27 protein-coding genes are annotated in these 26,164 nt (G+C 62.2%); 7 read left to right on the top strand and 20 right to left on the bottom strand.

The features are described from left to right. Positions 1-10: 10 nt before the first annotated feature. Positions 11-1,819, bottom strand: a complete 1,809-nt coding sequence (locus tag ED21_RS00515) for a hypothetical protein (protein WP_006831838.1) — start codon at positions 1,817-1,819, stop codon at positions 11-13. After that, positions 1,816-1,956, bottom strand: a complete 141-nt coding sequence (locus ED21_RS15285; RefSeq protein ID WP_156787192.1) for a hypothetical protein — start codon at positions 1,954-1,956, stop codon at positions 1,816-1,818. The genes ED21_RS00515 and ED21_RS15285 overlap by 4 nt, the downstream gene beginning before the upstream one ends. A gap of 69 nt (positions 1,957-2,025) precedes the next feature. On the opposite strand from ED21_RS15285, the gene ED21_RS00510 reads away from it, so the two are divergent. From ED21_RS00510 to ED21_RS14560, 3 genes are all read left to right on the top strand, one after another. Continuing rightward, on the top strand, positions 2,026-2,595 hold the full coding sequence (locus ED21_RS00510; protein WP_006831836.1) for a shikimate kinase: 570 nt from the start codon (positions 2,026-2,028) through the stop codon (positions 2,593-2,595). Then, positions 2,586-3,695: a 3-dehydroquinate synthase gene (aroB, locus tag ED21_RS00505; RefSeq protein WP_006831835.1), complete on the top strand. Its 1,110-nt coding sequence runs from the start codon at positions 2,586-2,588 to the stop codon at positions 3,693-3,695. Before ED21_RS00510 ends, aroB begins: the two co-directional genes overlap by 10 nt. An 88-nt stretch (positions 3,696-3,783) precedes the next feature. Then, positions 3,784-4,503 (top strand): CPBP family intramembrane glutamic endopeptidase, encoded by a 720-nt coding sequence (locus tag ED21_RS14560; RefSeq protein WP_006831834.1) that lies wholly within the window; start codon positions 3,784-3,786, stop codon positions 4,501-4,503. On the opposite strand, the gene ED21_RS00495 is transcribed toward ED21_RS14560, so the two are convergent. From ED21_RS00495 to ED21_RS00440, 13 genes are all read right to left on the bottom strand, one after another. Continuing rightward, positions 4,500-4,754 carry a hypothetical protein gene (locus ED21_RS00495; RefSeq protein WP_006831833.1) on the bottom strand — a complete coding sequence of 85 codons (255 nt, stop codon included), beginning with the start codon at positions 4,752-4,754 and terminating at the stop codon, positions 4,500-4,502. The genes ED21_RS14560 and ED21_RS00495 overlap by 4 nt on opposite strands. A 180-nt stretch (positions 4,755-4,934) precedes the next feature. Beyond that, positions 4,935-7,001 (bottom strand): acetyl/propionyl/methylcrotonyl-CoA carboxylase subunit alpha, encoded by a 2,067-nt coding sequence (locus ED21_RS00490; protein WP_006831832.1) that lies wholly within the window; start codon positions 6,999-7,001, stop codon positions 4,935-4,937. A gap of 2 nt (positions 7,002-7,003) precedes the next feature. Then, positions 7,004-7,426, bottom strand: coding sequence for a lysozyme inhibitor LprI family protein (locus ED21_RS00485; RefSeq protein WP_050784685.1), 423 nt, complete (start codon positions 7,424-7,426; stop codon positions 7,004-7,006). Beyond that, positions 7,423-8,220 (bottom strand): DUF3445 domain-containing protein, encoded by a 798-nt coding sequence (locus tag ED21_RS00480; RefSeq protein ID WP_006831831.1) that lies wholly within the window; start codon positions 8,218-8,220, stop codon positions 7,423-7,425. The genes ED21_RS00485 and ED21_RS00480 overlap by 4 nt, the downstream gene beginning before the upstream one ends. After that, complete coding sequence (gene bioB, locus ED21_RS00475; protein WP_050784684.1) at positions 8,217-9,272, bottom strand: biotin synthase BioB; 1,056 nt, start codon at positions 9,270-9,272, stop codon at positions 8,217-8,219. The genes ED21_RS00480 and bioB overlap by 4 nt, the downstream gene beginning before the upstream one ends. Beyond that, complete coding sequence (locus tag ED21_RS15280) at positions 9,239-9,547, bottom strand: hypothetical protein (RefSeq protein ID WP_034920868.1); 309 nt, start codon at positions 9,545-9,547, stop codon at positions 9,239-9,241. Before ED21_RS15280 ends, bioB begins: the two co-directional genes overlap by 34 nt. Position 9,548: 1 nt before the next feature. Then, positions 9,549-11,705, bottom strand: a complete 2,157-nt coding sequence (scpA, locus tag ED21_RS00465) for a methylmalonyl-CoA mutase (protein WP_006831828.1) — start codon at positions 11,703-11,705, stop codon at positions 9,549-9,551. Positions 11,706-11,822: 117 nt separating this feature from the next. After that, positions 11,823-12,272, bottom strand: a complete 450-nt coding sequence (mce, locus tag ED21_RS00460) for a methylmalonyl-CoA epimerase (protein ID WP_006831827.1) — start codon at positions 12,270-12,272, stop codon at positions 11,823-11,825. Then, a complete protein-coding gene (locus ED21_RS14955; protein WP_156787190.1) occupies positions 12,253-13,197 on the bottom strand; it encodes a GIY-YIG nuclease family protein in 945 nt (314 codons plus the stop codon). The genes mce and ED21_RS14955 overlap by 20 nt, the downstream gene beginning before the upstream one ends. An 8-nt stretch (positions 13,198-13,205) precedes the next feature. Then, on the bottom strand, positions 13,206-14,738 hold the full coding sequence (locus ED21_RS00455) for an acyl-CoA carboxylase subunit beta (RefSeq protein ID WP_006831826.1): 1,533 nt from the start codon (positions 14,736-14,738) through the stop codon (positions 13,206-13,208). A 55-nt stretch (positions 14,739-14,793) separates the two neighbouring features. Then, on the bottom strand, positions 14,794-15,027 hold the full coding sequence (locus tag ED21_RS00450) for a helix-turn-helix transcriptional regulator (protein WP_006831825.1): 234 nt from the start codon (positions 15,025-15,027) through the stop codon (positions 14,794-14,796). Further along, positions 15,027-15,650 (bottom strand): DUF2975 domain-containing protein, encoded by a 624-nt coding sequence (locus ED21_RS00445; RefSeq protein ID WP_006831824.1) that lies wholly within the window; start codon positions 15,648-15,650, stop codon positions 15,027-15,029. Before ED21_RS00445 ends, ED21_RS00450 begins: the two co-directional genes overlap by 1 nt. Before the next feature lie 100 nt (positions 15,651-15,750). Beyond that, the gene (locus ED21_RS00440; protein ID WP_034921101.1) at positions 15,751-16,488 is read right to left on the bottom strand and encodes a TlyA family RNA methyltransferase; all 738 of its coding nucleotides are present in this window, start codon (positions 16,486-16,488) and stop codon (positions 15,751-15,753) included. 459 nt (positions 16,489-16,947) lie between these two features. On the opposite strand from ED21_RS00440, the gene ED21_RS15890 reads away from it, so the two are divergent. Beyond that, entirely contained in the window at positions 16,948-17,082 is a 135-nt protein-coding gene (locus ED21_RS15890) for a hypothetical protein (protein WP_255347498.1), read from the top strand. 435 nt (positions 17,083-17,517) lie between these two features. Next, positions 17,518-18,597 carry a branched-chain amino acid aminotransferase gene (locus ED21_RS00430; protein ID WP_006831822.1) on the top strand — a complete coding sequence of 360 codons (1,080 nt, stop codon included), beginning with the start codon at positions 17,518-17,520 and terminating at the stop codon, positions 18,595-18,597. Between the two features lie 348 nt (positions 18,598-18,945). On the opposite strand, the gene ED21_RS00420 is transcribed toward ED21_RS00430, so the two are convergent. Further along, positions 18,946-19,875 (bottom strand): LysR family transcriptional regulator, encoded by a 930-nt coding sequence (locus ED21_RS00420; RefSeq protein ID WP_006831820.1) that lies wholly within the window; start codon positions 19,873-19,875, stop codon positions 18,946-18,948. A 104-nt stretch (positions 19,876-19,979) separates the two neighbouring features. Here ED21_RS00420 and ED21_RS00415 point away from each other — a divergent pair, with 104 nt between their 5' ends. Beyond that, complete coding sequence (locus ED21_RS00415; RefSeq protein ID WP_006831819.1) at positions 19,980-20,681, top strand: pirin family protein; 702 nt, start codon at positions 19,980-19,982, stop codon at positions 20,679-20,681. 15 nt (positions 20,682-20,696) lie between these two features. Further along, positions 20,697-21,290, top strand: coding sequence for an FMN-dependent NADH-azoreductase (locus tag ED21_RS00410; protein ID WP_006831818.1), 594 nt, complete (start codon positions 20,697-20,699; stop codon positions 21,288-21,290). A 35-nt stretch (positions 21,291-21,325) separates the two neighbouring features. Here the strand turns inward: ED21_RS00410 and ED21_RS00405 are convergent, their stop codons facing one another. The 4 genes from ED21_RS00405 to ED21_RS00390 form a co-directional block, all read right to left on the bottom strand. Continuing rightward, on the bottom strand, positions 21,326-23,389 hold the full coding sequence (locus ED21_RS00405; protein WP_006831817.1) for an NAD(+) synthase: 2,064 nt from the start codon (positions 23,387-23,389) through the stop codon (positions 21,326-21,328). After that, complete coding sequence (locus ED21_RS00400) at positions 23,386-23,895, bottom strand: CinA family protein (RefSeq protein ID WP_006831815.1); 510 nt, start codon at positions 23,893-23,895, stop codon at positions 23,386-23,388. Before ED21_RS00400 ends, ED21_RS00405 begins: the two co-directional genes overlap by 4 nt. A 64-nt stretch (positions 23,896-23,959) precedes the next feature. After that, entirely contained in the window at positions 23,960-24,973 is a 1,014-nt protein-coding gene (locus tag ED21_RS00395; protein ID WP_006831814.1) for a sensor histidine kinase, read from the bottom strand. A 129-nt stretch (positions 24,974-25,102) separates the two neighbouring features. Further along, positions 25,103-26,146 carry a DNA topoisomerase IB gene (locus tag ED21_RS00390; protein ID WP_006831813.1) on the bottom strand — a complete coding sequence of 348 codons (1,044 nt, stop codon included), beginning with the start codon at positions 26,144-26,146 and terminating at the stop codon, positions 25,103-25,105. Between the last annotated feature and the right edge of the window lie 18 nt (positions 26,147-26,164).

Genomic DNA, 26,164 nt, shown 5'->3' with positions numbered 1-26,164 from the left:
ACTCGAACCGTCAGGCGCGCGCGACCGCCTCCGCGGCGATCATCCGGGCCTCGGCCTCCAGCCCGACACGGTTCAAGGCCGAGACGATGTGATAGAGATGGCGCGCGGTCATCTGGTCCCAGTCCGTGCCCTGCATGCCAAGCCCGGCAAGAATTGAGACCAGCGCGGGATTGCCCGCCTCGGCCGCCTTGTCGATCATCCGCGTCCAGGCCGTCGGCGCGGACAGGTTCACGCCCAGTCGCTCGCTGTATTCGGCGATATTGTCCGCATCCGTCCGGCCAAGCCCGGCCAGGCCCGCCAGCAGCATGCGCGATTTGCGTTTCCCGCTTGTATCGTCCGCATCCTGGAAGCTGTCGAGCTGGCCGTCGCTCACCTGTCCTCCTTGCGGATTGGCGAGCGCCAGCAGCGCCCAGCCGACCGAACCTTCGTCGACCACGCCCGACCAGCGCATTGCGTCCCGGTCGAGCCCGGCGGTGAGCATCGAGGCGATCAGCGCGCCCGCATCCTCTTCGAAATCCTCACTCGGCGTCAGGCGCGCGGCGGCATAAGCGGTCAAGACCAGTCGCCCGTAGGCCGAAGGGTCATTGCCCCAGACATCCTTTATCGCGGCAAGACGCGCCGAGGGTGACGGGTCGGTATAGGCATCGCGCAGGCGGGTGGAGAGCGCCACGGCTGCATCGTCCTCCTGCTCTTCGCGCGCTGCATAAAGCTGCGAATAAAGGTCCACCATCGCGCGGGCCGAGAGGATGCCCTCTTCCGCGGCATCGTCCGCCCCGCCAAGGCGCTGCGCCACGGGCAGCGCGGGGATCAACGCGGAGGACTTGCGATAATAGGGCCCGAGGTCTTCGGACAGGTTTTCCGGGATCGGCTCGCCCAGCGCATTGGCCAGCGCAAACCGCCAGGGGTTCATCTCCTCGACCCCGTCCCACTCGATCGTCACCGCACGGCGCCCCTGCCCCGCGGCCCCTGCGAAACGTTGAGCCAGCAACACGTCGATCTGGTCGGCTTCAGCGGCGCGGCTGAACAGGCGGCGCAAATCGTTCTGCGCCGAAGTCGTTTCACCGGCATAGGCGGAGCAAATGCCTTCGAACATCGACCATTGCAGACCCTCTCCATCGACGCCGTCGAGCCGCACTACCGGGCAGGCGCCGACAATATCGGCCGTGCCGAGATAGGCTCTGAGCGCCGCGTTGGTCAGCGCGCCGTTGTAATTCGCCGTGTCGACATCCTGCACCAGCGCGCGCGCTGCCGCGTGTTCGCCCATTGCATTCAGCATGGATGCGCGCAGAGCAGCGAATTCGACAGGGTTCATGCCTTCGGGCGCGACCAGACGGCTGGCAAGGGTGCGGCGCAGGAGGATATGACCCCAACGCGAAATGACCGACCCTTCGCTCGCCTCCAAAGCCGCGCGCACGAGCGAGGCCGGCTGGCGCGCGAGCGAAGCAACGGGAAGGCCGCCTTCTTCGACCGACACCACACCGATCTGTTCGGTCGACCGGCGCGCGGCGGGCGGAATGTCGTAGCGCGGCTTGAGCCCGAACAGATCGTCCAGCTCTTCCGTCGTCATGGCTTCGAGCTCGGCAGCCGAGGGGATGTCGGACAAATCCACGCCCGAGGTATCGACAGGCGTCGGCGCCGAGGGCACCGGTTGCACCACCGCCCCCTCGGGATCGGGTTGTGCCGGTGCTGGCGCGGGTGTCGGTGTTTCCGTTGCCGCTTCCTGCGCAGGCGGCAGGATGCTTTCCGGCGCACGCTGCGCAAAAACCACGGTCGAGGAAACGACCAGCGCCGCGCCGGCCAGCAGCAGGCCGCGGCTCATAGCGTGCCCTCCGGCAGCTCGACCGGCTGCTTGATCGTGCGCAGCGGCTCTTCGCCCCCATCTACCCAGGCGGCCACAAGGATACCGGCAATCGCGAGCAGGACGACCCACACGATGTTCGAACGTTTGACGGCCAAGTTTTTCGTATCCTTGCTCAAATCCGTATGTCTTGCCCGCGCCCTAGCGCATCTATAGGCCGAGCGGCAATGAACAACGCGCAGACTTCCGACCAAACATTGCAGCAGGTGCTCAAGGCACGCCGGATCGTGCGCCCGCTGGTGCTGGTCGGGCTGATGGGCGTCGGCAAGTCGACCATCGGCCGGCGGCTGGCGACAGCGCTTGAGCGCGATTTCGTCGACGCCGACGAGGAAATCGAACGCGCGGCCAATCGCAGCGTTGCGGAAATCTTCGAAGCGCATGGCGAGGCCTATTTCCGCGATGGCGAACGGCGCGTGATCGCCCGGTTGATGGAAGAAGGCCACGGCGTGATCGCCACCGGGGGCGGCGCCTTCGTCGACGACGAGACCCGCGCGCTGGTGCTCGAACAGGGTCTCGCGATCTGGCTCGACTGCGATCTCGATACCTTGGTGGAGCGTACCAGCCGCAAGGATACGCGCCCGTTGCTCAAGAGCGGCGACCCTCGCACGATCCTGCGCGATCTGAAGGAACGACGCAGCGCCGCCTATGCGCAGGCGCAGGTCCATGTCGTGACAGACGAGGGGCCGCATGAAGCGACCGTCCAGCGCATCGTCAGGGAACTGGCCGCATGGCAGTAATCACGGTCGAGCTAACAGGCCGCAGCTACGAGGTCCGCGTGGCGCGCGGCCTCCTATCCGATATCGCACGCGAGGCGGCGCCTTTCCTGCGCAAGACTTGCGTCCCGATCGTCGCGGATGCCAATGCGAGATTGCATTGGGGTGCGGCGGTCGAGCAATCGCTGGCGTCTGCCGGCAAGGAGCCGCGCTGGTATGAGGTTGCGCCCGGCGAAGGCTCCAAGAGCTGGGAAAGCCTCATGCGGCTGACCGACTGGCTGCTGGCCGAAGGCGTGGAGCGCGGGGACCATGTGCTGGCCCTGGGCGGCGGCGTGGTCGGCGACCTTACCGGTTTTGCCTGCGCCATCCTGAAACGGGGCTGCGGCTTCGTGCAATTGCCCACCACCCTGCTCGCCCAGGTCGACAGCTCCGTGGGCGGCAAGACCGCGATCAACACGGCAGCGGGCAAGAACCTTGTCGGTGCGTTCCACCAGCCCTCGCTTGTGTTGGCCGATCTGGACACGCTTTCGACATTGCCGCCACGCGAATTGCGCGCAGGCTATGCCGAGGTGCTGAAATACGGCGTGCTGGGCGATGCGGGTTTCTTCGACTGGCTGGAGGAGAACGGCGATGCCGTGCTTGCGCTGGACGAGGCTGCGCTCGAACGGGCGGCGGCGACCAGCGTTGCTGCCAAGGCCCGGATCGTCGCCGAGGACGAGCGCGAGACCAGCGGGGCGCGCGCGTTACTCAACCTTGGCCACACCTTCGGCCATGCTTTGGAGGCCGAGACCGGATTTTCCGACCACCTGCTGCACGGCGAAGGTGTCGCCCTCGGCATGGTGCTGGCCGCGCGCTACTCGGCGCGGCGCGGCGAGATTTCAGGTGAGAATGCAGCGCGCGTCACTCGCGCTGTCGACGCGGCGGGGCTCCCTGCGGAAATCGCTGCGCTCGGACTGGAGTGCGACGGGCGAACGCTTGCCGACCACATGCTGCACGACAAGAAGATGGACGCGGGCACCCTGCCCTTCATCCTGCTGCGCGGCATCGGCGAGGCCTGGCAGGCGCGCGATGTCGACCTGACCGACATAGCCGCTTTTCTGGACGAGCAGTTGCAGGCGCATTAGGCGCGCCTCGAAGCCCGCGCTGGCGCCATACCGACTTTACGAGATCCGACCCATCCGCCCGATTGCAATCTTTATCGCTCTTGCCTTCGTGCTGAGCTACGCGCTGGGCTTCGCTCTTATGTTCATGGGAGCAAGCGGCTGGTGGGTGCAGGCAGGGGCCGTCTCGGGCCCGGCACTGGCGGCTGCGCTCGCGATGCGGATCGAGGGTCGCTCGCTCGTGCGCTCCCTGAAAAAGGACGCGGTGTGCACCCCGCCAAGCTGGCAAATGCTGGCCCTTATCCCCGTCATCCTCGGCCTGTCGATCATAGCAAGCCTGCTGGTCGGTATCGAGTCCGGCGCGCTCGTGGCCGCCTATTCCGACCCCCGGGTCTACGGCCTGTGGGCATTCAATGTTGCTGTCGTGGGTCTGCTCGAGGAGATCGGCTGGCGGTTCTACCTGACGCGGCGGCTCCTTGCCCGGTTGTCCCCGCTCGCGGTTTCGCTGGGTGTCGGGGCTATCTGGGCGCTGTGGCACGGCCCCAAGCTGTTCGCCCTACCCGCGCTGGGATTGGGGGCGTTGGCGCTGAGCGTGATCATGACCCTGCTGATCGGGACCAAACGCGGAGGCCTGATCGGCTGCATCGCCCTTCACGGCAGCTACAACGCCTCGATCATGGCGCTCGAGGCGCATGTTTCACAAGCGCAGGCCCTGGCGCTGTTCCACCTGATGGTGGGCGCAATGGTGGTCGTGGCCCTCGCCCTCGTCGCCTTCCGGCGGGACTGGTACCTGGCCCCTCCCCAGCAGGGCCAGGAGGCCTGCGCCTCCTAGCTCGCGCGCGGCAGCCTGGTCACCTTGCCGGCGCCGACGGGTTGGTAATCCGCCATCATGGCGTCGTGTTCGGCGAAGAGCCGCTCGATCTCCATTCGTCGATCCAGCATGGTCTGGGCGATGCCCGGCGCGAGACTTTCCCCGTCGCCGATCTTCCCGAGGACGCCCGCGAGATCGCTGATCGTCGCTTCGTCCGGGGTCTTGAAGAAATGCCCCCTGGTGTCGAAGAACCCTGTTCCCCTGTGTGCCATAGTGTCTGCTCCTGCATGTCGGTTTCACATGCGACTCGAAGACAGACAGTATCTCCAGCGCGATGAGTCGTTACCAGCGCGTTTACCAAGATACTTCCGGACAAGCCCAATTTCGCAAGATTCTAACTCGCGTGCTTGAGCGAAATTGCGCGCGTTTTTGGTGAATCGAAAGCGCAGCGCCTATTCAAGTTCGAGAATGACCTCGTCTACGGCCAGGCTGTCGCCCTCGGCGGCGTTGATCGTGCCGACGGTCGCCTGTTTTTCGGCGCGCAGGATGTTCTCCATCTTCATCGCCTCCACCGTCGCGAGCGGCTGGCCCGGCTGAACCTCCTCGCCTTCCGCAACGTGCAGCTTAACCAGCAGGCCCGGCATCGGGCAGATCAGCATCTTGGAAAGATCGGGCGGCGTCTTCTCGATCATGTGGCCGGCCAGATGCGCGATACGCGTCTGCAGGATGCGCAGACTGTGCGTCGCTCCGCGCGTGGTCATCTTGTAGCCGGTGCGCGTGGACTTCAGCTGGATCGTGTAGACCTCCAGCGGTTCGGCATTCTCGTCCGCGCCGTTGTCGTAAAGCGCCACGTCCACCATCGGCTCGCCCGGCGTGTACTGCATCTCGATCGTGACAGGCTCGCCATCGACGGTGAGCGCATCCTCGCCAAGCACGACCTCATGCGTGGTCGAGCCTTCCTCGCGCTCCCCGATGCGAACCGTCCAGTCGCCCGGGGCGTATTCTTCGCCGTCGAGCTGCTGGTCGATCCGACGCGCGCGGTCGGCATCGGCGGTCGCGATCACGCCGCCGACCGCCGCAAGAACACCGCGCAGCCGCTCGTCCGCTGGAGCACCTTCGAAGCCTTCGGGGTATTCCTCGGCGATGAAGCCTGTCGTCAGCTCGCCCGAACGGAAGCGCGGGTGCTGCATGATGGCGCTGAGAAAATCGACATTGTGGCCCAGCCCCTCGATGCGGAAGGCGTCGAGCGCGGCGACCTGCAGATCGGCGGCCTCGTCGCGCGTTTCGCCCCAGGTCACCAGCTTGGCGATCATCGGGTCATAGAACATCGACACTTCGCCGCCTTCGAAGACGCCATCGTCGACGCGTATACCGGCAACGCCGCGGCGGCCGTTCTCTTCTCCATCATCCGACCAGGGTTCGACCGGCGGCTGGTAGTGCACGAGGCGGCCCGTAGAGGGCAGGAAGCCGCGATAGGGGTCTTCGGCATAGACGCGGTTTTCGATGGCCCAACCGTCGATCATCACATCGTCTTGCGTCATGGCGAGCTTCTCGCCCGCCGCCACGCGGATCATCTGCTCGACGAGGTCGACGCCCGTGATCGCTTCGGTAACCGGATGCTCCACCTGCAGGCGGGTGTTCATTTCGAGGAAGTAGAAGCTCTCCCCCGTCGGGTCCGCGCCCGAAACGATCAGTTCGACCGTCCCGGCGCTGTGATAGTTCACCGCTTTGGACAGCGCGACGCACTGCTCACCCATGGCCTTGCGCATCTTGGGTGTGACGAAGGGCGACGGCGCTTCTTCCACCACCTTCTGGTGGCGACGCTGGATCGAGCATTCGCGCTCGTTGAGATAGATCACGTTGCCGTGCTTGTCGCCGAGGATCTGGATCTCGATGTGGCGCGGGTTCTCGATGAATTTCTCGATGAAGACACGGTCGTCGCCGAAGGAGTTGAGACCTTCGCGCTTGGTCGCCTCGAAGCCTTCGCGCACGTCCTTTTCAGACCAGGCGAGGCGCATGCCCTTGCCGCCGCCGCCCGCGCTGGCCTTCATCATCACCGGAAAGCCGATGTCGTTGCTGATCTCGACCGCATGGTCGGTATCGCGGATTTCGCCGACGAAGCCGGGGACGACGTTCACGCCCGCTTCCTTCGCCAGTTTCTTGGATTCGATCTTGTCGCCCATCGCCGCGATGGCGTTGGTCGGCGGGCCGATGAAGGCGATATTCTCCGCCTCCAGCGCCTCGACGAAGCTCGCGCGTTCGGAGAGGAAGCCATAGCCCGGATGCACCGCTTCGGCGCCAGTCTGCTTGGCCGCCTCGATGATTTTCTCGGCAACCAGGTAGCTTTCGGCGGCCGGAGCGGGGCCGATATGCACCGCCTCATCCGCCATGCGCACGAAGGGCGCACGCGCATCGGCATCGGAATAGACGGCAACCGTCTCGATACCCATCCGGCGCGCGGTCTTGATAACACGGCAGGCAATTTCACCGCGGTTGGCGATCAGGATCTTCTTGAACATTCCTATCTTTCTCTCGATCTTTTCGGTTCGCCCGATATCTGGTTTGTCTGCAGCGCTTCGAGTTGTTCGACGCGTGCGCGGGTCAGCCGTTCCAGACAATTGCTGACCAATAGCGGCTCCATCGAGCCTCCCCGCGCATCATATCCTTCCAGTCGACAATGCGCATCGCGAAACTCGATCCAGCTTTGCTGCGCTCGGCGCAACAGCTGCCATGATGAAGGACGTCCATCCGTTACGGCCTCGTCCCTACCCTGCATCAACCTTCGCAATTCGCCCCAAACCCGATTGAGTTCGGCATCGGCCCGCTCGTATTCGATCGCGGCACATCGGTTGAGTTCGTGCTGGGTCGAAGTGTCGTGGCAGTCTAGCTCGGTAGAGCCTGCGGGTTGCGCAACTGCAAGCAACAGGATGGCGGACGGGATCATGTGCGGGCTTCCTCTCGGCCAGCCGCATAGCCGATTAATGCGTCTGCGTAAGCCCCAGCACCGCGACGATCGCCCTCGCCCTCGAGCAAAGACGCGACTGCGCGGGCGAGCCGCTGCTGGTTGTCCTGCGACAAATCGCCCAGCGGTGAGACGTAGATGCCGATGGTGAAAAGAATTGCGCCGGTTTCGGGAAGGCGGCGAAGGGTCTGACGTTCGGAGCGTACGAACAGCGTTTCGCCGGCGTTCTCGGGCGTTACTTGGGCGAAGGCTTTTTCGGCGGGCTCGGCCACCCAGCGCCGCTCGCCGGTGGCGGCGATGAACCAGTTGCACCGCCCGTAGATCGCGCCCGGTTTGAGCCTGGCCATGAAGTGATCGACGCCGCTGGCAAGCTGCTCCTCATAGCCCTGGATCGGGGCATGAAGCGCACGCAATGGCAGCCCTATCTTGTCAGCCGGCGTCCAGTCGGAAGGCCATGCCACCGCCGCGCCGACAAGACGGTATTGATCCTCGTCCGGCCGCAGGGTGAGGAGGCACATGTCCTCGTGATGGTTTCGCGCGGCTTCAGGAAGGCCGCCGGTGAGGCCCAGCATCACGGCAAGCTCTTCGCCCGCTGCCAAGCCTTCTGGAAGAAGCTGGATGCCTTCTGGATAGTCGGCAAATCCTGCTTCCCGCGCCGCAAGGTCGGGATAAGGCTGGAGCCACTCGCCCTCGTCGAGCTTGGCCAGCCCCATCTTGAGCACCCCGCCCCCGCGCGCCTTGGGAAGCAACGCATCGACGGAGTAGCCAAGCGTCACTCCGCAGGTTCCACCGCTTTGCACGCCCGCATCGGCTCTTCCTGCGTCAAAGCCGTCAGGCCCAGCTTCGCGAACAGCGCCGCGTCGCTGTCGTCGCCCGCGTTGGGCGCGGTGAGGAGCTTGTCGCCGGTGAAGATCGAGTTCGCGCCGGCCATGAAGCACAGCGCCTGCGTGGCTTCGGACATCGACTCACGACCTGCGGAGAGACGAACCATGCTCATCGGCATGGTCATGCGCGCCACCGCAACGGTGCGCACGAACTCGATGTCGTCAATCTTGGCCAGCGGCGTGTCGGCCAGCATGTCGCCCAGCACCGTGCCCTTGACCGGCACCAGCGCATTGACCGGCACGCTTTCGGGATGGCGTTCGAGCGTGGCGAGCGTGTGGACGAAGCCCACCCGGTCCTCGCGCGTTTCGCCCATGCCTACGATCCCGCCGCTGCACACGTTGATGCCCGCATCGCGCACGTTCTGGAGCGTGTCGAGCCGGTCCTGGTAATTGCGGGTCGAGATCACGCGCTCGTAATATTCCGGCCCGGTGTCGACATTGTGGTTGTAATAATCGAGGCCCGCTTCCTTGAGCATATCCGCCTGTTTCGGCGTCAGCATGCCCAGCGTCATGCAGGTCTCCAGCCCCATGGCGCGCACGCCCTTCACGATCTCGACGATCGCGGGCATGTCGCGGTCCTTGGGATTGCGCCATGCCGCGCCCATGCAGAAGCGCTGGCTTCCCTGATCCTTTGCTTGCGCCGCGCGCTGGAGGACCGATTGCACCTCCATCAGCTTGGTCGCCTCGACACCGCTGTCGGCCTTCACCGACTGCGAGCAATAGCCGCAATCCTCCGGACAACCGCCAGTCTTGATGCTGAGCAGCGTGCAGAGCTGGATCTGCTCGGGCGGGTGGTACTCGCGGTGGACGGTGGCGGCTCGGAAGAGCAGCTCGGTAAAGGGAAGGTTGAAAAGGTCCGCGATTTCCTCGCGGGTCCAGTCGGTGCGTAGTGCCGTAGCTTCTTTCTGACTCAAGTGTCTTTCCGATATTCGCGTGGGTACCATTTACTGACGTCCGACAGAATTTTGATCGCCTCCCAAGAGGTTATCTCTTCGCCAGTATCATCTCGAATCCACCGTGAGTGGTCATCAACGAAAGGCGCAAGATGGCGGATGAAAAGCTCGAACTCTTCATAAAGCTGATCAGGTGGAGCTAATTCTTCTCCCTTGAAACCATCACACTTCCAAGCCCGCCAATCCGAGCCTTCTTCCCGTGAGAGGTGGATCACATCAACGTTGTCTCTTTCGACGATTACCTTGATAAGTGGGCTGCCTTGCATTTCACTCCGCCGCCTCGTCCAGATCCTCACCGGCAGGCGGCATGTTGTGGCCGAGCAGGCGCAGCACGTCGGCGGCGCATTCGACCACGTTGCTGCCCGGGCCGTAGATGCCCTGCACCCCGGCATCGCGCAGGAAGTCGTAATCCTTCTGCGGGATAACGCCGCCGGCGATCACCTTGATGTCGCTGCGGCCCGAATTCTTCAGCAGACCGATGAGTTCGGGGATGAGCGTCTTGTGACCCGCCGCAAGGCTGCTCGCGCCGATGGCGTCGACATCGTTTTCGAGCGCCATGTCGCGGGTTTCTTCCGGCGTCTGGAACAGGGGGCCGGAAACGACCTCGAAGCCCATGTCGGCAAAGGCGGAGGCGATGACGTTCGCGCCGCGGTCGTGGCCGTCCTGCCCCATCTTGGCGACCATCAGCTTTGGCGCACGGCCCAGGCGACGTTCGACCGCCTTCACGCCTTCGACCACCTGGGCATAGCGATCATCGCCCGCATAGGCTTCGGAATAGATGCCTCGCACCGGCTTCGGATTGGTGTCGTAGCGGCCATAGGCGTCTTCCATCGCCTGGCTGATCTCGCCGAGCGTCGCATCGTGACGCGCCGCCTCGACGGCGAGGTCGAGGAGGTTGCCCTCGCGCTGCGCCGCGCCCCGAGCCAGCGCGTCGAGCGCGGCCTTGCAGGCGAATTCGTCGCGGTTCGCGCGAACTTTTTCTAGGCGCGCGATCTGGCTCTGGCGAACCGCGTGGTTGTCGATATCGAGCGTATCGATTTCGTCTTCCTTGTCGCGGCGATATTTGTTCACGCCCACGATCACGGTCTCGCCGCGGTCGACGCTGGCCTGCTTGGCCGCAGCCGCTTGCTCGATCTGCGCCTTGGGTTTGCCGCTGGCGACATATCTCGTCATGCCGCCCGCGCTTTCGACCTCATCTAGCAGTTTGCTGGCCTCGTCTACGAGCGCAGCGGTGAGGCTTTCGATGTAATAGCTGCCGCCCAGCGGATCGGCGACATTGGTGATGCCGGTTTCTTCCTGGATCACCAGCTGCGTGTTGCGCGCGATGCGGGCGGAGAAGTCGGTGGGCAGCGCGATCGCCTCGTCCAGCGCGTTGGTGTGCAGCGACTGCGTACCGCCCAGCACCGCCGCCATCGCCTCTATCGTGGTGCGGATGACATTGTTGTAGGGATCCTGCTCCTGCAAACTCACACCGCTGGTCTGGCAATGGGTGCGCAGCATCTTGGACTTGGGGTTCTGCGCCCCCAGCCCTTCCATCACATCGTGCCACAACGCACGCGCGGCGCGCATCTTGGCGATCTCCATGAAGAAGTTCATGCCGATGCCCCAGAAGAAGGACAGGCGCGGCGCGAAGGCGTCGATATCAAGGCCCGCTTCCATCGCGCGCTTGGCGTATTCCTTGCCGTCGGCGATGGTGAAGGCGAGTTCCTGCACGGCGGTCGCCCCAGCCTCGTGCATGTGATAGCCCGAGATCGAAATGCTGTTGAATTTCGGCATGTTGGCCGAGGTGTATGCGATGATGTCGGAGACGATCCGCATGCTCGGTTCGGGCGGGTAGATATAGGTGTTGCGGACCATGAACTCCTTGAGGATGTCGTTCTGGATGGTCCCGGCAAGCTTGTCCTGCGAAACGCCCTGCCGCTCTGCCGCGACGATGTAGAAGGCGAGCACGGGAATGACCGCGCCGTTCATCGTCATCGATACGCTCATCGTGTCGAGCGGGATCTGGTCGAACAGGATTTCCATGTCGCGCACGGTGTCGATCGCAACGCCCGCCTTGCCGACATCGCCGACCACGCGCGGGTGGTCGCTGTCATAGCCGCGGTGGGTGGCGAGGTCGAAGGCGACCGAAAGGCCCTTCTGCCCCGCGGCGAGGTTACGGCGATAGAAGGCGTTCGATTCCTCGGCGGTGGAGAAGCCCGCATACTGGCGGATGGTCCACGGACGCCCGGTGTACATCGAGGCATAGGGCCCGCGCGTAAACGGCGCGATGCCGGGGACGCCGGGGTCGAGATCGGCGGTATCCGCAGACGTGTAGAGCGGCTTTACCGCGATGCCCTCGGGCGTGTTCCAGGTGAGGTCACGGCCCTTCACCTCCTTGTCGGCGCGGGTTTTCCAGTCGTCGTAGGTGGGTTTGTCGGTCATATCGTCACAATTCTCGTCATGCTGAACTTGTTTCAGCATCCATCTATCCAATAGCACCGTCCGCGCCGGGTTGCGCGATGGATCCTGAAACGAGTTCAGGATGACGGTGCGGGCCGATCAGTTCGACCAGTGCGCGTTTTCCTTGGGCGTTTCCATGATTTCGGTGAGCTGACCCATCATGTCCTTCGGGTGGAGGAAGAAGATCGGCGTCCCGTGCGCGCCGATGCGCGTGGGGCCGAGGATGCGCTTGCCCAGCTCCTCGAACCACTTGCGGGCGTCCTCGATATCCTCGACCTCGTAGCAGACATGATGCTGCGCGCCGGCGGGGTTCTTCTCGAGGAACTTGGCGATGGGGCTGTCGGGGCCGAGCGGTTCGATCAGCTCGATCTGCGTGCCATTGGTTCCGTTCTCGCCGGGTGTATCGACGAAGCAGACCTTCACCCCCTGCGCCTCGAGATCGAAGGGTTTGTGGAACCGCGTCGCGCCCATGACATCACGGTAGTAGCGGATCGATTCCTCGATCGAGGGCGTGGCGACGCCGATGTGATTAAGACGTCCTAGTTTCATACGGCTTCAACCTCTCTTCGCGCCATTCGGCATAAGTAATACCGGAATCCTTTGTGCGCCATGTGGTGCGTCCGTTGTCAGACCGACCGGCAATGAATGCCGAAGCGGCTGAGGGACTTCCGAAATCTGTATCCTCAACGAGCTGCCACAATTCTGCATCTGGGGTATCGACGAGAAGGCCATTTTGACGGAGCCGCGCTTTACGTTTTCTGAGTGGGTCTGTGAACGACGATTTTTCAGTCACATACACTGTTGAACCAGACAAAAGGATGAACTGCCCGCCGTCCTCGACTGCTTCTCCGCGCGCGTCCCGAATATGAGCGACAAAGTGTCCGCTTCCTTCAACCGGACGATAGTCGGTACTTTTCCGCGTTTCAGGTGCCGGATCAGAATTCCGCGAGGTTTGTTTCTCAGCCTTGAAAATATCGAATCCAATGATCGGCAACAGAATTGTAACCTCGTTCAGCACTCTTTCCATGTCGGCCATCTCTGCTTCTGGAAGGCCTGAGAAAATCGGTGCAGTCGCATTCACAACCTCTGCCTGACCCGAATTTTTGATTTGATGTATTAATCTGCTCTCAAGGTATCGGCCATGAGCTTTGGTGAGGTTCTCGTCCTTGGAAACGATGAGAACCACTCTTTCAAAGAAGGACTTGGCGGGGTCAGAATCGTGAGAACTTAGCCGCGTTCGAACCGAGTCACCTTCCCCCACATAAACCTTCGTCGTTTCGCCATCATCCGATCCCATCAGGATGTAGACGCCGGTCCTGGAGGCTTCGTCCCGAGCAACTAGTTCTGGGAGTGAAACCCGATTTGCTACCACTGCTCGGAGCGACGAAACACCTAACTCAGCCGTAATCACACCTGAAGGCGTTCCATCAACGAGGAAAAGCTTGAGACTCCTACCATTCACTTTGTTGGACATATCCGACCTCACAACGGAATGTTGTCATGCTTCTTCCACGGGTTCTCAAGCTGCTTCGTCCGCAGCTTGCGTAGCCCCAGCGCGATCCGCTTGCGGGTCGAGTGCGGGTAAATCACCTCGTCGATATAGCCGCGCTGGGCTGCCACGAAGGGGTTGGCGAAGCGGTCTTCGTATTCCTTGGTCTTCTCGGCGATCTTGTCCGGATCGTCGCGGTCCTGGCGGAAAATGATCTCCACCGCGCCCTTCGCGCCCATCACGGCGATTTCGGCCGTGGGCCATGCGTAGTTGAGGTCGCCGCGCAGATGCTTGGACGCCATCACGTCGTATGCGCCACCATAGGCCTTGCGGGTGATCACGGTGATCTTGGGCACGGTCGCCTCGGCATAGGCGAAGAGCAGCTTCGCGCCGTGCTTGATAATGCCATTATGCTCCTGCGCGGTGCCGGGAAGGAAGCCGGGCACGTCGACAAAGGTCAGGATCGGGATTTCGAAGGCATCGCAGAAACGCACGAAACGCGCGGCCTTCTTGGACGAATTGATGTCGAGTACGCCGGCGAGCACCATCGGCTGGTTCGCCACCACGCCCACCGTGCGCCCTTCGACCCGGCCGAAACCGCAGATGATGTTGGCGGCATGGTTCGGCTGGATCTCGAAGAAATCGCCCTCGTCCAGCGTCTTCCGGATGACCTCGTGCATGTCATAGGGCTGGTTGGCGTTGTCGGGGATCAGCGTGTCGAGGCTGTCCTCCTGCCGATCCCACGGATCGCTGGTCGGGCGCTCGGGCACTTCCTCGCGGTTCGACAGCGGCAGGTAATCGAAGAAATCGCGCGTCGTGAGCAGCGTCTCGATGTCGTTTTCGAAGCTGTTGTCGGCGACACTGGTCTTGGTGGTGTGCGTCTTCGCCCCGCCCAGTTCTTCCTGCGTAACGACTTCGTTGGTCACCGTCTTCACTACGTCGGGGCCGGTTACAAACATGTAGCTCGAATCCTCCACCATGAAGATGAAGTCGGTCATGGCAGGCGAGTACACCGCGCCGCCAGCACACGGCCCCATAATGAGGCTGATCTGTGGGACCACGCCGCTGGCAAGCACATTGCGCTGGAACACCTCGGCATAACCGCCGAGCGAAGCCACGCCTTCCTGGATGCGCGCGCCGCCGGAATCGTTGAGGCCGATCACCGGCGCGCCGACCTTCATCGCGGTGTCCATGACCTTGCAGATCTTCTCTGCATGGCGCTTGGAAAGAGAGCCGCCGAAGACGGTGAAATCCTGGGAGAAAACATAGACGAGGCGGCCGTTGATCGTGCCGCTGCCGGTGACCACGCCGTCGCCGGGGATCTTCTGGTCCTGCATGCCGAAATCGACGCAGTCATGCTCGACATAGGTGTCGAGTTCCTCGAAGCTGCCTTCGTCCAGCAGGACGTCGAGCCGCTCGCGCGCGGTCAGCTTGCCCTTGACGTGCTGCGCGGCAATGCGCTTCGCGCCCCCGCCCAACTTGGCGGCGGCGCGGCGGCGTTCCATTTCGGCGATATTGGCGGACATGCTCTCTCCGTGAAATACGATTGCACGAGCGCCTAGAGCCGAGAGTGCCGCAACGTCAATCGCCGCCGCCACCTTCTTCCTCCTCGCCAGGCCGATATTCGAGGATATCGCCCGGCTGGCAGTCGAGCTCGCGACAGATCGCATCGAGCGTCTTGTAGCGCACGCCCTGCACCTTGCCCGTCTTAAGCAGCGAAAGGTTGGTGTTCGAAATGCCGATGCGGTTGGCCAGCTCCTTCAAGCTGACCTTCCGCTTCGCCATCATGACATCGAGGTTGGTGACGATCGCCATCAGACCACACTCTCGCTGTCTTCGCGGAAGTTCTTGCCCGACCGGAAGGCAGAGGATGACAGAAAGGCGATGAATGCCATCAGGAAAGACAGGATCGGCGGCTCGTATTCGAGCCAGATATTGTTGACGCCCTTCGCTTCCCAGCTGATCGACGGGTGAACTTCGATGCCTTCTACCGGAGGCAGAGCGTTAAGCATTCCGGCCTGCACGATGATCGTGGCACCGATCGAAACGAGGCTGGCGATTAGCAGGAACCAGCCAATCTGGCGCAAGGGGTCGATGGTAGCCTCGCTGAATATGTCGCTCGTCACAATCCGCCCGAGAATGCCGCGCAGTTTGACGAAGACGGCCAACATAAGACCGAGGACCGTAAGCCGGGCAAGCCAATAAATGGCGTTGACGAGGGGGAGACCTTCGATCGTCAAATCGCCGGTTTTCGCAGAAAAGCCTGCAGCATCGCCGAGCGCGATTTCCGGCCCCGGTACACCGGAGGCCTCCCACGTCACCGTGCCGAATGAGTCTCCCATGATCGATCCGACCAGTTGGATCAGCGACCCCAATATCACCAGCGCAAACAGCGCCACCAGCGCATCGACGAAACGTCTTACCCAAATTGCATTCATTGTCTTGCCCTCATCGCATTTGATGAGCGCATGTAGACCCGAGCTACAACGATTCGCAAGGAGTTTTTTATGTTTTACATAAATTCGATATTGGAATGCGCTAACTTCGCTGGGCCGAGATCAGGAATTCTACATTGCCTTCCGGACCCTTGATCGGACTCTCGACAATGCCCTGGACTTCGAAGCCCAGCCCTTCGGTCCAGCCGCGCACCTCGTTGCAGACCCGTGCGTGGAGGGCTGGATCGCTTACAACGCCCTTCTTGCCCACTTCCTCGCGCCCGACCTCGAATTGCGGCTTAATCAGCGCGACCATGCGGCATTCCCGCTCGGCCAGTTCCAATGGACGTTCGAGCACCTTGGCCAGCCCGATGAAACTCGCATCGCACACGACCCAGCCGACGGGTCGGTCAATCATCTCCGGCGTGAGGATGCGCGCGCTGGTCTGTTCCAACACCGTGACGCGCTCGTCCTGCCGCAGTTTCCACGCAAGCTGGTTGGTGCCGCTGTCGACTGCGAAAACATGGTCGGCCCCGCCCTGCAACAGCACATCGGTGAAACCGCCGGTCGAACTGCCGATGTCCATCGCGGTGACGCCCGTGGGGTTGAGCCCGAAATGCTTGATCGCATGGGCAAGCTTGATCCCGCCGCGGCTGACCCAGGGATGATCGCGCCCGCGCACGTCTAGCGGTGCGTCCTCGGCCATCTGCTGGCCGGGCTTGGAAAGCTTCTGTTCGCCGGAAAAGACCAGCCCCGCCATCACCAGGGCCTGCGCGCGGGTGCGGCTTTCTACCAGCCCGCGGTCGACGAGCATTTGATCGAGGCGACGTTTCTTACCCATGGAAACAAAGCCGTTAGCGAGCATTGGGAAAGCATGAAAGCCTCGCATAGCGCCATCGCCCGTGTCCTGCTGCTGTCGAGCGCCCTGCTCGCCGCAGGCTGCGTGCCCGCGCCCGATTCCACGCCCGCCCCATCGCCCTCACCGGTTCAGACTGCCCCCGCGCCGACGCCTGCGCCCCCGCCTGCTCCCACTCCGGACTACGAGAACTGGATTGATGCGCCCGCGACACCGGGGAACTGGACATATCAGGCAGATGAAGGAGGCACACAGGCTCTATTTTCCGGTCAATCCGGCTCGATGAGCAATTTCACGATAACATGCGAACGCAACACGCGCATGATCAGGATGACACGGCCCGGGGCTGCTGCGAACCGTATCGTTATTAGGACGGAAACAACCGCTAACGCGTTGCCGTCCGCAAACGGACAAGTCTCGGGTCCACCTAGAACCTCCACGGTAGTGGCTCCGAAAAGTCCGCTGCTCGATGCGATGGCGCTGACCAAGGGGCGATTCGCTGTGGAAACTCCGGGCTTGCCGACACTTTACCTGCCAGCGTGGGCCGAAGTGACGCGCGTTATCGAGGATTGCCGCTGAGCCGATTCTCGCGGGCGTCGATCGCCTTACGAGATGCCCCCACAGCACCCACGAAAGAGGCCCGGAGAATGCTCCGAGCCACAAATGACAATTCTGACGTGGGAAAACTTTTTTGCAAGTCTTGTTTCAGGCCCCCAAAACACACAAATTGTTCTCAAGATCAGCGGCGCACGCGGTCTTCTTCTCCGGTGAAACGGGGTTGTAGCTCACAAGCTTGAAAGGAGGTGATCCGATGTCTCATGGTTCAGTAGCGAGGTCGGTGAAGACCCCTACGGAGCATATTCGGTAGTTTCCTTTGCCGAGTAAGGCTTCGTGAGCGGCGCTTTGCGACCGCTGACCATGCGAAGGGCGATCCTCCTACGGGCGAGGGTCGCTCTTCTCATTTGTGGGTATCAAAACTTGCCCTAGGCGCGCTCTCCGATTACCCGCGCAGGCATGAATTTCGAGCGCATTCTCCACCCCGCCCCCGTTCCCGGCGAGTCCCGCCAGCAGGCACTTCAGGACCCCGGCTTCGGAAAGCTGTTCACCGACCATATGGTCGTCATCGATTATGACGAAGACAAGGGTGGATGGCACAAGGCGACGCTTGGTCCGCGCGAGGCGATCAGCCTCGATCCGGCCGCCGCCGTGCTGCATTACGCGCAGGAAATCTTCGAGGGCATGAAAGCCTACAAGCAGGGCGACGGCAGCCTTGCCCTTTTCCGCCCCGAACAGAACGCGCGCCGCTTCAACGAAAGCGCTCGCCGCATGGCGATGCCCGACCTGCCGGAAGAGCTTTACCTCGAGTCCATTCGCCAGCTTGTCGCCGCCGACCGCGACTGGGTGCCGGGCGATCCCGATGGCTCGCTCTACCTGCGTCCCTTCATGTTCGCGTCGGAAGCCTTCCTTGGTGTGCGCCCGGCGCGGCAGTACAAATACATCCTCATCGCCTCGCCCGTAGGCCCCTATTTCAAGGGCGGCGCGAAGCCGGTGAAGATCTGGGTCAGCCGCAACTACACCCGCGCGGCTCCCGGCGGCACGGGCGCGGCCAAGACGGGGGGCAATTACGCCGCCAGCCTAGTGCCCCAGGCCGAGGGTATCGAGCACGGCTGCGACCAGGTCGTCTTCCTAGACGCGGTCGAGAAGAAGTGGGTGGAGGAACTGGGCGGCATGAACCTGTTCTTCGTATTCGACGACGGCACGGTCATTACCCCTCCGCTGACCGGCACGATCCTGCCCGGCATTACCCGCGACAGCCTGATCCAGTTGCTGCGCGAAGAGGGCCTGCAGGTGCGCGAGGAACCCTACAGCATTTACCAGTGGCGCGCCGATGCCACTACCGGCAAGCTGCTGGAGACGATGGCTTGCGGTACGGCGGCGGTCGTTACCCCGGTCGGTACCGTGCTCGGCCCCGATGGCGAGTTCACCATAGGTAGCGGCGGCACCGGCCAGATGACCAACAAGGTCCGCGAAAAGCTGGTCGGCATCCAGAAAGGCGCGGTCGAGGACACGCACGGCTGGACGATGAGGCTCTAATTCAGAGTGCATGGCTCCAGAATTTGTCTGAAAGGAACGGCTCCAAATCATCGCCCTCATAGGCGGAATTTGCTTGTTCGCTTTTGTACTGCAGAATTTCGAAGGCTGGCACGCTATGTCCATCGACGACGCGGAGTTCGAAGATGTCAAAGGTGAAATTGTTTCTATAAATCTGATTCCTTCGAACACCGGGACGACATACGTCGCAACCGTTCTAATTCAAAAAAAATACAAAACGCAGCTGGTGCTCAACCCCGCTCGCTTGACCAACTGCAGGATCGGAAAAACGGTCGATATTGTTCGTAGAGGTCTCGACCATCGGTGGACAAAGAAATCCTGCAGCGGGAGCTAGACTTCGCCGCTGACCGAGGGTTCCACGCCGCTGCACTTCCCTATCCGCTCGCGCATGGCGTCGATAAGCCAGCTAGTTGCGGGACCAGGTCTTGCATCGCGGCGCCACAGGGCGCTCAGCGTATAATGCGCGCCGGGCTTTTCGGGCAGGTCGAGCAGGCATAGCCGCCCCTCCTCGATATCGCCGCTGACCACATGGCGCGGCATGTTGCCCCAGCCGATGCCTTCTTTCAGTAGCGCGTGCTTGGCACCGAGGTCGGCCAGGCGCCAGCTCTCGGATGCCAGGACCGAGAATTCGCGGCCTTGCGTAAGCGGGGAACGGTCGGTGAGGACCAGCTGCAAGTGCTTGCGGCTCTCCCCCGGCGCGATGCCCGCACGCGCCAGCGGATGGTCGGGCGCGGCGACTGGGATGAGTTCGACCGCGCCGATAGCCTGCCGTTCGAGCTCGGGATGGTCGGCCAGCACCGGCCCGCCGATACCGAGCTCCGCGCCGCCTTCCAGCAGGCACGCAGCGACGGCTCCCAAAGCCTCGACCTGCAAACGCAACGCGACGGTGGGAAACATCTCGCGGAAGTCGCGCAGCACGCTGGCAGTGACCTCGCCGGGCAGCATGACGTCGACCACCAACGAAACCTCGCTCTCCAACCCCGCGTGCAGGCTCTGTGTCTTGGCGAGGAGGTGGTCGATACCGTCTGCCACCGCCTTGGCCTCGGTCAGCAGCCCCCGACCCTCGTCGGTCAGCACCGGGCGTCGCGATCCCTCGCGTTCGAACAGCGTCACGCCCAGCTGCGCCTCCATCTGCGAGATGCCGTAGCTGACAGCCGAGACCGCCCTGCCCATCTTGCGCGCCGCACCGCCGAAGCTGCCCTCCTCTGCCACGGCGAGGAAAATGCGCAATTGGTCGAGACTTGGCTCACCCAGCTTCATTGTTCGGATTTCCTGAACATCTTGGCGCGTTTTATCGCAGTTATCGGAACGAGGGGCAACGCCTATCTCTTGGTCCAACAGAGCAATCTCTTTGGAGACCAAGCATGATCGATCATCGCCCCTTCAGCACGCTCGGCAAGGCCAACCACGGCTGGCTCGATGCGAACCACCATTTTTCCTTCGCCGGCTACCACGACCCGTCCCGCGTCAACTGGGGCGCGCTGCGCGTATGGAACGACGACAAGATCGCGCCAAAGAGCGGCTTTCCGACCCATCCGCACAACGACATGGAAATCATCACCTATGTCCGCACGGGCGCCATCACCCACCGCGACAGCATGGGCAACGAAGGGCGCACTGAGACGGGCGACGTGCAGGTGATGAGCGCCGGGCGCGGCGTTGCGCATTCGGAAATGAACCTGGAGGACGAGGAAACCACCCTCTTCCAGATCTGGATCATCCCTTCCGAACGCGGCGGCGACCCCGGTTGGGGCGCAAGGCAATTCCCCAGGGGCGACCGTGCGGGACAGTTCGTGCCGCTCGCCAGCGGGGTGGCCAACGACGAAGACGCGCTGCCGATCCGCACCGACGCCCGCGTTCTGGGCGCGACGGTCAAGGCCGGCGAAAGCGTGACCTACACGCCGCGCACTGCCGACCGTCACCTCTACCTCGTACCCGCCACCGGCAGCATCCGTGTGGGCGATATCGAGGCGCAGGCCCGCGACGGCCTCGCCATCACCAAGGAAGACAGCATCACCATCACCGCGCTCGAGGACAGCGAACTCGTCCTCGTCGACGCGGCTTGAACAGGAGACATCGCAATGAGCACCATTCTTCACATCACTGCCAGCATCCGCGACGGCGAAAGCGTTTCGCGCAGCCTGGGCACCAGGCTGGTCGATGGTCTTGCCGCAAAGCAGGGAGCGGAGGTTGTCACCCGCGACCTGTCGAAGAACGACATTCCCTTTATCGACGCCGAGCGATTTGCAGCGAACCTCGCGCCCTATGCCGAACGCACGGACGATCAGCGTGAACTGGCGAAGATCGCCGACGAGCTGATCGAAGAACTCAAGGAAGCCGACAGCATCGTCTTCAGCGTGCCGGTCTACAATTTCTCCGTCCCTGCGACAGTGAAGGCATGGGCTGACCTCGTCGCCCGCGCCGGCACGACCTTCCAGTACACAGCCAATGGCCCCGAAGGACTGCTGACGGGCAAGAAGGTCTACATCACAGCTGCATCGGGTGGCACCGCGCTCGGCAGCGAGATCGACTTCATGTCGCCTTGGCTGAAATTCTTCCTCGGCTTCCTCGGGATGGATGACGTCGAACTCGTCGCAGCCGACGGGATCATGGGCGAAGGCGGCGAAGAGAAGATCGCCGAAGCGCATGCAGAGGTCGAGAAACTGGCCGCGTAATCCCTCCCCCGCGAGCCATGGACGTGCCGTGGAGCCTAGCTCTGCGGCACATTTCGCTTGATGTCCTCCAGCCAGATATCAGCCACCGCGTCGCTGGGTGCGCGCCAGTCGCCGCGGGGGGAGAGCGCGCCGCCGGCGCTAACCTTTGGACCGTTGGGCAAGGCGCTGCGCTTGAACTGACTGAAGCCGAAGAAGCGTTCGACGAAGTTCTCCAGCCATTTGGCTATGGTAGCGAGATCATACTCGTTTCGCGCATCATCGGGAAAGTCGATGGGCCATAACCCCTTTTGCGCATCCTTCCATGCGTGCCAGGCAAGGAATGCGACATGGCTCGGGCTTTGACCCCAGCGAATAATATGATGAAGAAAGAAGTCGTTGAGTTCGTAAGGGCCGATGATCGACTGCGTGGACTGGATATTTCCGTCCTCGCCTGCCGGGACAAGTTCGGGGCTGATCTCGGTATCGAGAATGGCAAGCAAAATCTCGTCTACGCCTTCATCGAACTGTCTTGTCTTCGTGGTCCAGCGGATCAAATACTGAATGAGCGTCTTTGGCACGCCGGCATTGACCGCATAATGGCTCATCTGGTCGCCCACTCCGTAAGTGCACCAACCCAGTGCGAGTTCCGACAAATCGCCAGTGCCGATCACCCAACCGCCGTGCTGGCTGGCGAGCCGGAAAAGATAATCCGTCCTCAGGCCTGCCTGAACATTCTCGAAGGTAGTATCGTAAACCGGGTGACCATCAGCGAAAGCATGACCGATGTTTTCCAGCATCATGGTGGCGGTCGGCTTGATGTCGATCTCTTTCGCCGTGATTCCGAACGCCTTCATCAACTTCCAGGCGTTTGACTTCGTACCCTTCGAGGTGCCGAAACCAGGCATGGTATAGCCGCGTATGTCGCTTCGGGGTCGCCCGATCCGATCCATGGCCTTAGCTGCCACCAGCAGCGCGTGGGTACTGTCCAGGCCCCCGGAGACGCCGATGACCAGACACTCTGACCTGGTCGCGTCGATCCGCCGCATAAGAGCGTCGACCTGGATATTGAATGCTTCGTAGCAATCCTCGTCCAGCTTCTCCTGCCGATTGGGAACGAACGGGAAGCGCCGAATAGGTCGTTCGAGACCGATATCGCGCAGCCCGGCATTGTGTTTAAAGACAACACGGCGATACCAGTCCTCGGGCCGCCCGGCGGCTTCTGCCGAATCTCCCCAGGTCTGCATCCGCATACGGTCAGCAAGGATCCGCCGGGTATCGACATCGGCGATGCAAAGTTCGGGCGCACGGTCGAAACGCTCGCTTTCCGCCAGTAGATCGCCGAGTTCGTAGATCATACCTTGTCCGTCCCACGCCAGATCGGTGGTGCTCTCACCGTAGCCGCTGGCCGAATAGGCATAGGCGCAGACAGAACGGCTGGAACTGACGCGGGTGAGCATATGCCGCTCATCCGATTTCCCGATGGTGATGTTCGAGGCGGAAAGGTTGAGCAGGATGGTCGCGCCCGCCAGCGCAGCCAGCGTGCCGGGCGGGTTGGGCGACCAGAAATCTTCGCAAATCTCGATACCGAAGATAAAACCGGGCAAGTCGGCGGCAGTGAAAACTAGGTCGGTTCCAAATGGCACGGTAGCGCCATCAACTGATATGTTCAGCCCGACGCTTTCCCGCCCGTGGCTGAACCAGCGCTTTTCGTAGAATTCGCGGTAGTTGGGCAGGTAACTCTTTGGGACGACGCCGAGAAGCTGCCCGCGAGCAATCACGATGGCGCAATTATAGATGCGGCCATTACGGCGAAGTGGCGCCCCGATGACCACCACCGGCGAAAGGCGTTCCGAGGCCTCGACGATAACGCCCAGATGCCGCTCGACCGCCTCCAGCATCGCTGTTTGCAAGTGCAGGTCGTCGATCGCGTAGGACGAGAGGCACAGTTCCGGATAAAGCAGCAGATCCACCCCACGCTCGTCGGCTTTTCTTGCCTGCTCGAGAATACCTTCCGCGTTGTAGGACACATCCGCCGTCCGCACCGTGGGCGTTGCGGTAGCCACCCTGACGAACCCGTGGGTGTGAAGATCGAAGAAGGCGTGCGCAGCGTTGTCGGTCATTTCAGGAGCGCGTTCTTCATCATCGAGAGAGCAACTTCAAGGGCAGCGACCCTGACGCCGTCCCGTCCGAGCGATCCAAAGTGGTGCTCTTCATGATCGGGTGGGGCACCGCTTCGACCAATCCCGAAATGTACCAGCCCTTCCTCATCATCGGTGCCGGCCGGACCAGCGAACCCTGTTATGGAAATCACCAAGTCCGCTTCGGACTTTTTTAGAGCCCCTTGCGCCATAGCGATTGCTACCTCGCGGCTTACCGCACCGCAATGTTCAATCTCCTTCCTGTTGCAATCAAGCATATCGCACTTTGCTTGGTCCGAATAGGTAATGAAGCCTCGTTCGAATACATGGGACAACCCAGAGATGTCGGTAAGTATCGCAGCCAGCAATCCGCCAGTGCAACTTTCCGCCGTGGCCAGCCGCAGTTCCTGTTCATCTGCAAGCTGAAGAACCTCATGTGCCAGCGAAGATACTTTGTCAGGAAGGATCGGCTGGATGGTGTTGGTCATAGGTTGTCGGTCTCTAAAGCTGGCCGCTAGATCGTGCGCTCTGCCAAGGATCAACCTAAAGAGGTCAGGCGAGTTCCTCTTCCATCTTCCGCATTTCCGTGCGGAAGCCGTTCAAGATCGGTCCTGCGTGGTGCGAGGCGCCTGCCTGCTGCGCGAACGCCTGCAACAGCTTGCTGCCAAGCCCGCCCCCGGCCATGGCTTCGGCCTCGGCACCCACACCGTCGTCCTCGACCGTCAAACGCCATCTGCCGTCGCGAAGATGGAAGAAGACCGCAATGGTCCCCGACCGGCCTCGTGGAAAGGCGTATTTGCAGGCGTTGGATACGGCTTCGTTGAGATAAAGCCCGATAGCCACGGCAATCTCGCGCGTCATCATGGCGTCCTCGATCTCCAGGAAAAGCGTCACGTGCGGCGGCAGCGCAGCTGTTTCGAGACGCGACAGCATCTGCTCGAGATAAGGCCGCATGGCCACTTCATGCGCATCCGACTGCTCCAGCGCGAGGGCCGAATAGGCATCCGCGAAGGTGCGTACGCGGCCCACGGCATCGTTGAGCGGTCCGTGCAGTTCCGACTGCGGAATGCGGCGCTTCTGGATTTCGAGCATGCTGGCTACTAGCGCGAAGTTGTTCTTGGTGCGATGTTCGAGATCGGCCAGCAGCGTCAGGCGGCGGTCGGCGGCCTCGCGAATTTCGTCCATCGTGCTGTGCGCGGCGCGGCGGAAGGCTTCCGCAAAGATCAGCACGATAGCTCCGGCCACGAAGTTGAGAATAACACGCGGCGGGTCCGTCGGGTCGACGAACAAGAACGATTTCACCCCCGGCAACACGAAATACCACGCCCACAGGAAGGTGGTGATCAGGGCTACAACCCCCGCGCGCCAATGGCCGTAGAGCGTCGCGAGCAGCACCGTCGGATAGGTCAGGGCAAACGGTCCCGACACCGGTGCCCATATGTCGAACAGCGAGCGCAGGCCGATCATGGCCGCGCCGCAAAGGAAACCGAAGATGACTTGCGCCGCGAGCTTGCCGCGCGGCGTGAGGAATTGGCGACTAACGTCGAAGCTGGCCAGACGATGCATAGGATGCCACTTTCACGGCGGTCTGCGAGCCTCCTGCCACACCGCCGCGGGTACAGGACCATCCCCAGAAGTGCTGGAGTTCGCGCGTCTATACACGGTCCTTCCTGAACAGGAGACTCATTTCGCAGTTCAGGCCGCGAGAAGCTCCGCAGCGCTGGGACATTCATGCAACAGTTCGATCAGCCCGCGCTCCTCGCGCGTCAACCAACGTGTGGCGCGCGGCAGTTGCAGACCCTCGCGCCATTCCTCCTGCCGCTCGACCAGGTCGATAATGGCGGGGTGGATGTAGCTCTTGCGGGTCACGGCCGGTGTGTTGCCAAGCTGGCCAGCCACACATTCGAGCAGCCCCTTCATCGGCATCTTTCCCTCGCCAGCACGCAGGCATTCAAAACCCATCACGCTGGCGTGCCAGGTGCGGAAGTTCTTGGCGGTAAACCGCTCGCCCATGCAGGCTTCGAGATATTCGTTCACATCGCCAGAAGACACGGCCTGCACGTCGCCATCCTCGTCGATGTATTTGAACACGTTCTGGCCCGGCAAGTCCTGCATGCGGCGAACTACAGCGGCAAGGCGACCGTCGGTCAGCGTGACCTCGCGCATTTGCCCCGACTTGCCCTTGTAACGCAGCTTGAGAGTCTTTCCGGTTACCTCGGCGTGGCGGCGGCGCAGGGTGGTGGCGCCGAAGCTCTTGTTACGCTCGGCATAGCCTTCGTTGCCGACGCGCACGGCGCCAAGGTCGAGCAGGCGCACCACACTTGCCACCGCCCGCTCACGCGTCAGTTTGCGCGCCTTCAGATCATCTTCCACCTTCTTGCGCACAAGCGGCAGGAGGTTGCCGAAAGCGAGGCACTTGTCGAACTTCTCGCTCTCGCGCTGGGCGCGGAAATCGGGGTGGTAGCGATATTGCTTGCGCCCCTTGGCATCGATGCCAGTGGCAAGGATGTGCCCGTTGGGCGCAGGGCAGAACCACGCTTCGGCATAGGCCGGCGGGAGCGCGATCGCGTTGAGGCGCTTCTTCTCGGCGCGATCGGTGATCAACGTGCCTTGCGGATCGTAATAGGCCCATCCCTTGCCAGCACCCTTGCGGGTGATTCCGGGCAGCTGGTCGTCGACATAGATGAGCTTCGTCATGGCGAAGGGAAGAACCTTGGCGCGGGTGTATCCGTTCCCCATCTTGCGACGAACGGTTGG

Origin of the sequence: Erythrobacter sp. SD-21 (assembly GCF_000181515.1) — a bacterium.
Taxonomy (GTDB): Bacteria; Pseudomonadota; Alphaproteobacteria; order Sphingomonadales; family Sphingomonadaceae; genus Qipengyuania.
This window is presented reverse-complemented; position numbering and strand designations above follow the sequence as displayed.

Bases quoted from the DNA above. Each gene is read 5' to 3' on its own strand.
- ED21_RS00515 (WP_006831838.1), bottom strand. From the start codon at position 1,819: ATGAGCCGCGGCCTGCTGCTGGCCGGCGCGGCGCTGGTCGTTTCCTCG.
- ED21_RS00510 (WP_006831836.1), top strand. From the start codon at position 2,026: ATGAACAACGCGCAGACTTCCGACCAAACATTGCAGCAGGTGCTCAAG.
- aroB (WP_006831835.1), top strand. From the start codon at position 2,586: ATGGCAGTAATCACGGTCGAGCTAACAGGCCGCAGCTACGAGGTCCGC.
- ED21_RS00495 (WP_006831833.1), bottom strand. From the start codon at position 4,754: ATGGCACACAGGGGAACAGGGTTCTTCGACACCAGGGGGCATTTCTTC.
- ED21_RS00490 (WP_006831832.1), bottom strand. From the start codon at position 7,001: ATGTTCAAGAAGATCCTGATCGCCAACCGCGGTGAAATTGCCTGCCGT.
- ED21_RS00485 (WP_050784685.1), bottom strand. From the start codon at position 7,426: ATGATCCCGTCCGCCATCCTGTTGCTTGCAGTTGCGCAACCCGCAGGC.
- bioB (WP_050784684.1), bottom strand. From the start codon at position 9,272: ATGGTACCCACGCGAATATCGGAAAGACACTTGAGTCAGAAAGAAGCT.
- ED21_RS15280 (WP_034920868.1), bottom strand. From the start codon at position 9,547: ATGCAAGGCAGCCCACTTATCAAGGTAATCGTCGAAAGAGACAACGTT.
- scpA (WP_006831828.1), bottom strand. From the start codon at position 11,705: ATGACCGACAAACCCACCTACGACGACTGGAAAACCCGCGCCGACAAG.
- mce (WP_006831827.1), bottom strand. From the start codon at position 12,272: ATGAAACTAGGACGTCTTAATCACATCGGCGTCGCCACGCCCTCGATC.
- ED21_RS14955 (WP_156787190.1), bottom strand. From the start codon at position 13,197: ATGTCCAACAAAGTGAATGGTAGGAGTCTCAAGCTTTTCCTCGTTGAT.
- ED21_RS00455 (WP_006831826.1), bottom strand. From the start codon at position 14,738: ATGTCCGCCAATATCGCCGAAATGGAACGCCGCCGCGCCGCCGCCAAG.
- ED21_RS00450 (WP_006831825.1), bottom strand. From the start codon at position 15,027: ATGGCGATCGTCACCAACCTCGATGTCATGATGGCGAAGCGGAAGGTC.
- ED21_RS00445 (WP_006831824.1), bottom strand. From the start codon at position 15,650: ATGAATGCAATTTGGGTAAGACGTTTCGTCGATGCGCTGGTGGCGCTG.
- ED21_RS00440 (WP_034921101.1), bottom strand. From the start codon at position 16,488: ATGGGTAAGAAACGTCGCCTCGATCAAATGCTCGTCGACCGCGGGCTG.
- ED21_RS00430 (WP_006831822.1), top strand. From the start codon at position 17,518: ATGAATTTCGAGCGCATTCTCCACCCCGCCCCCGTTCCCGGCGAGTCC.
- ED21_RS00420 (WP_006831820.1), bottom strand. From the start codon at position 19,875: ATGAAGCTGGGTGAGCCAAGTCTCGACCAATTGCGCATTTTCCTCGCC.
- ED21_RS00415 (WP_006831819.1), top strand. From the start codon at position 19,980: ATGATCGATCATCGCCCCTTCAGCACGCTCGGCAAGGCCAACCACGGC.
- ED21_RS00410 (WP_006831818.1), top strand. From the start codon at position 20,697: ATGAGCACCATTCTTCACATCACTGCCAGCATCCGCGACGGCGAAAGC.
- ED21_RS00405 (WP_006831817.1), bottom strand. From the start codon at position 23,389: ATGACCGACAACGCTGCGCACGCCTTCTTCGATCTTCACACCCACGGG.
- ED21_RS00400 (WP_006831815.1), bottom strand. From the start codon at position 23,895: ATGACCAACACCATCCAGCCGATCCTTCCTGACAAAGTATCTTCGCTG.
- ED21_RS00395 (WP_006831814.1), bottom strand. From the start codon at position 24,973: ATGCATCGTCTGGCCAGCTTCGACGTTAGTCGCCAATTCCTCACGCCG.
- ED21_RS00390 (WP_006831813.1), bottom strand. From the start codon at position 26,146: ATGGGGAACGGATACACCCGCGCCAAGGTTCTTCCCTTCGCCATGACG.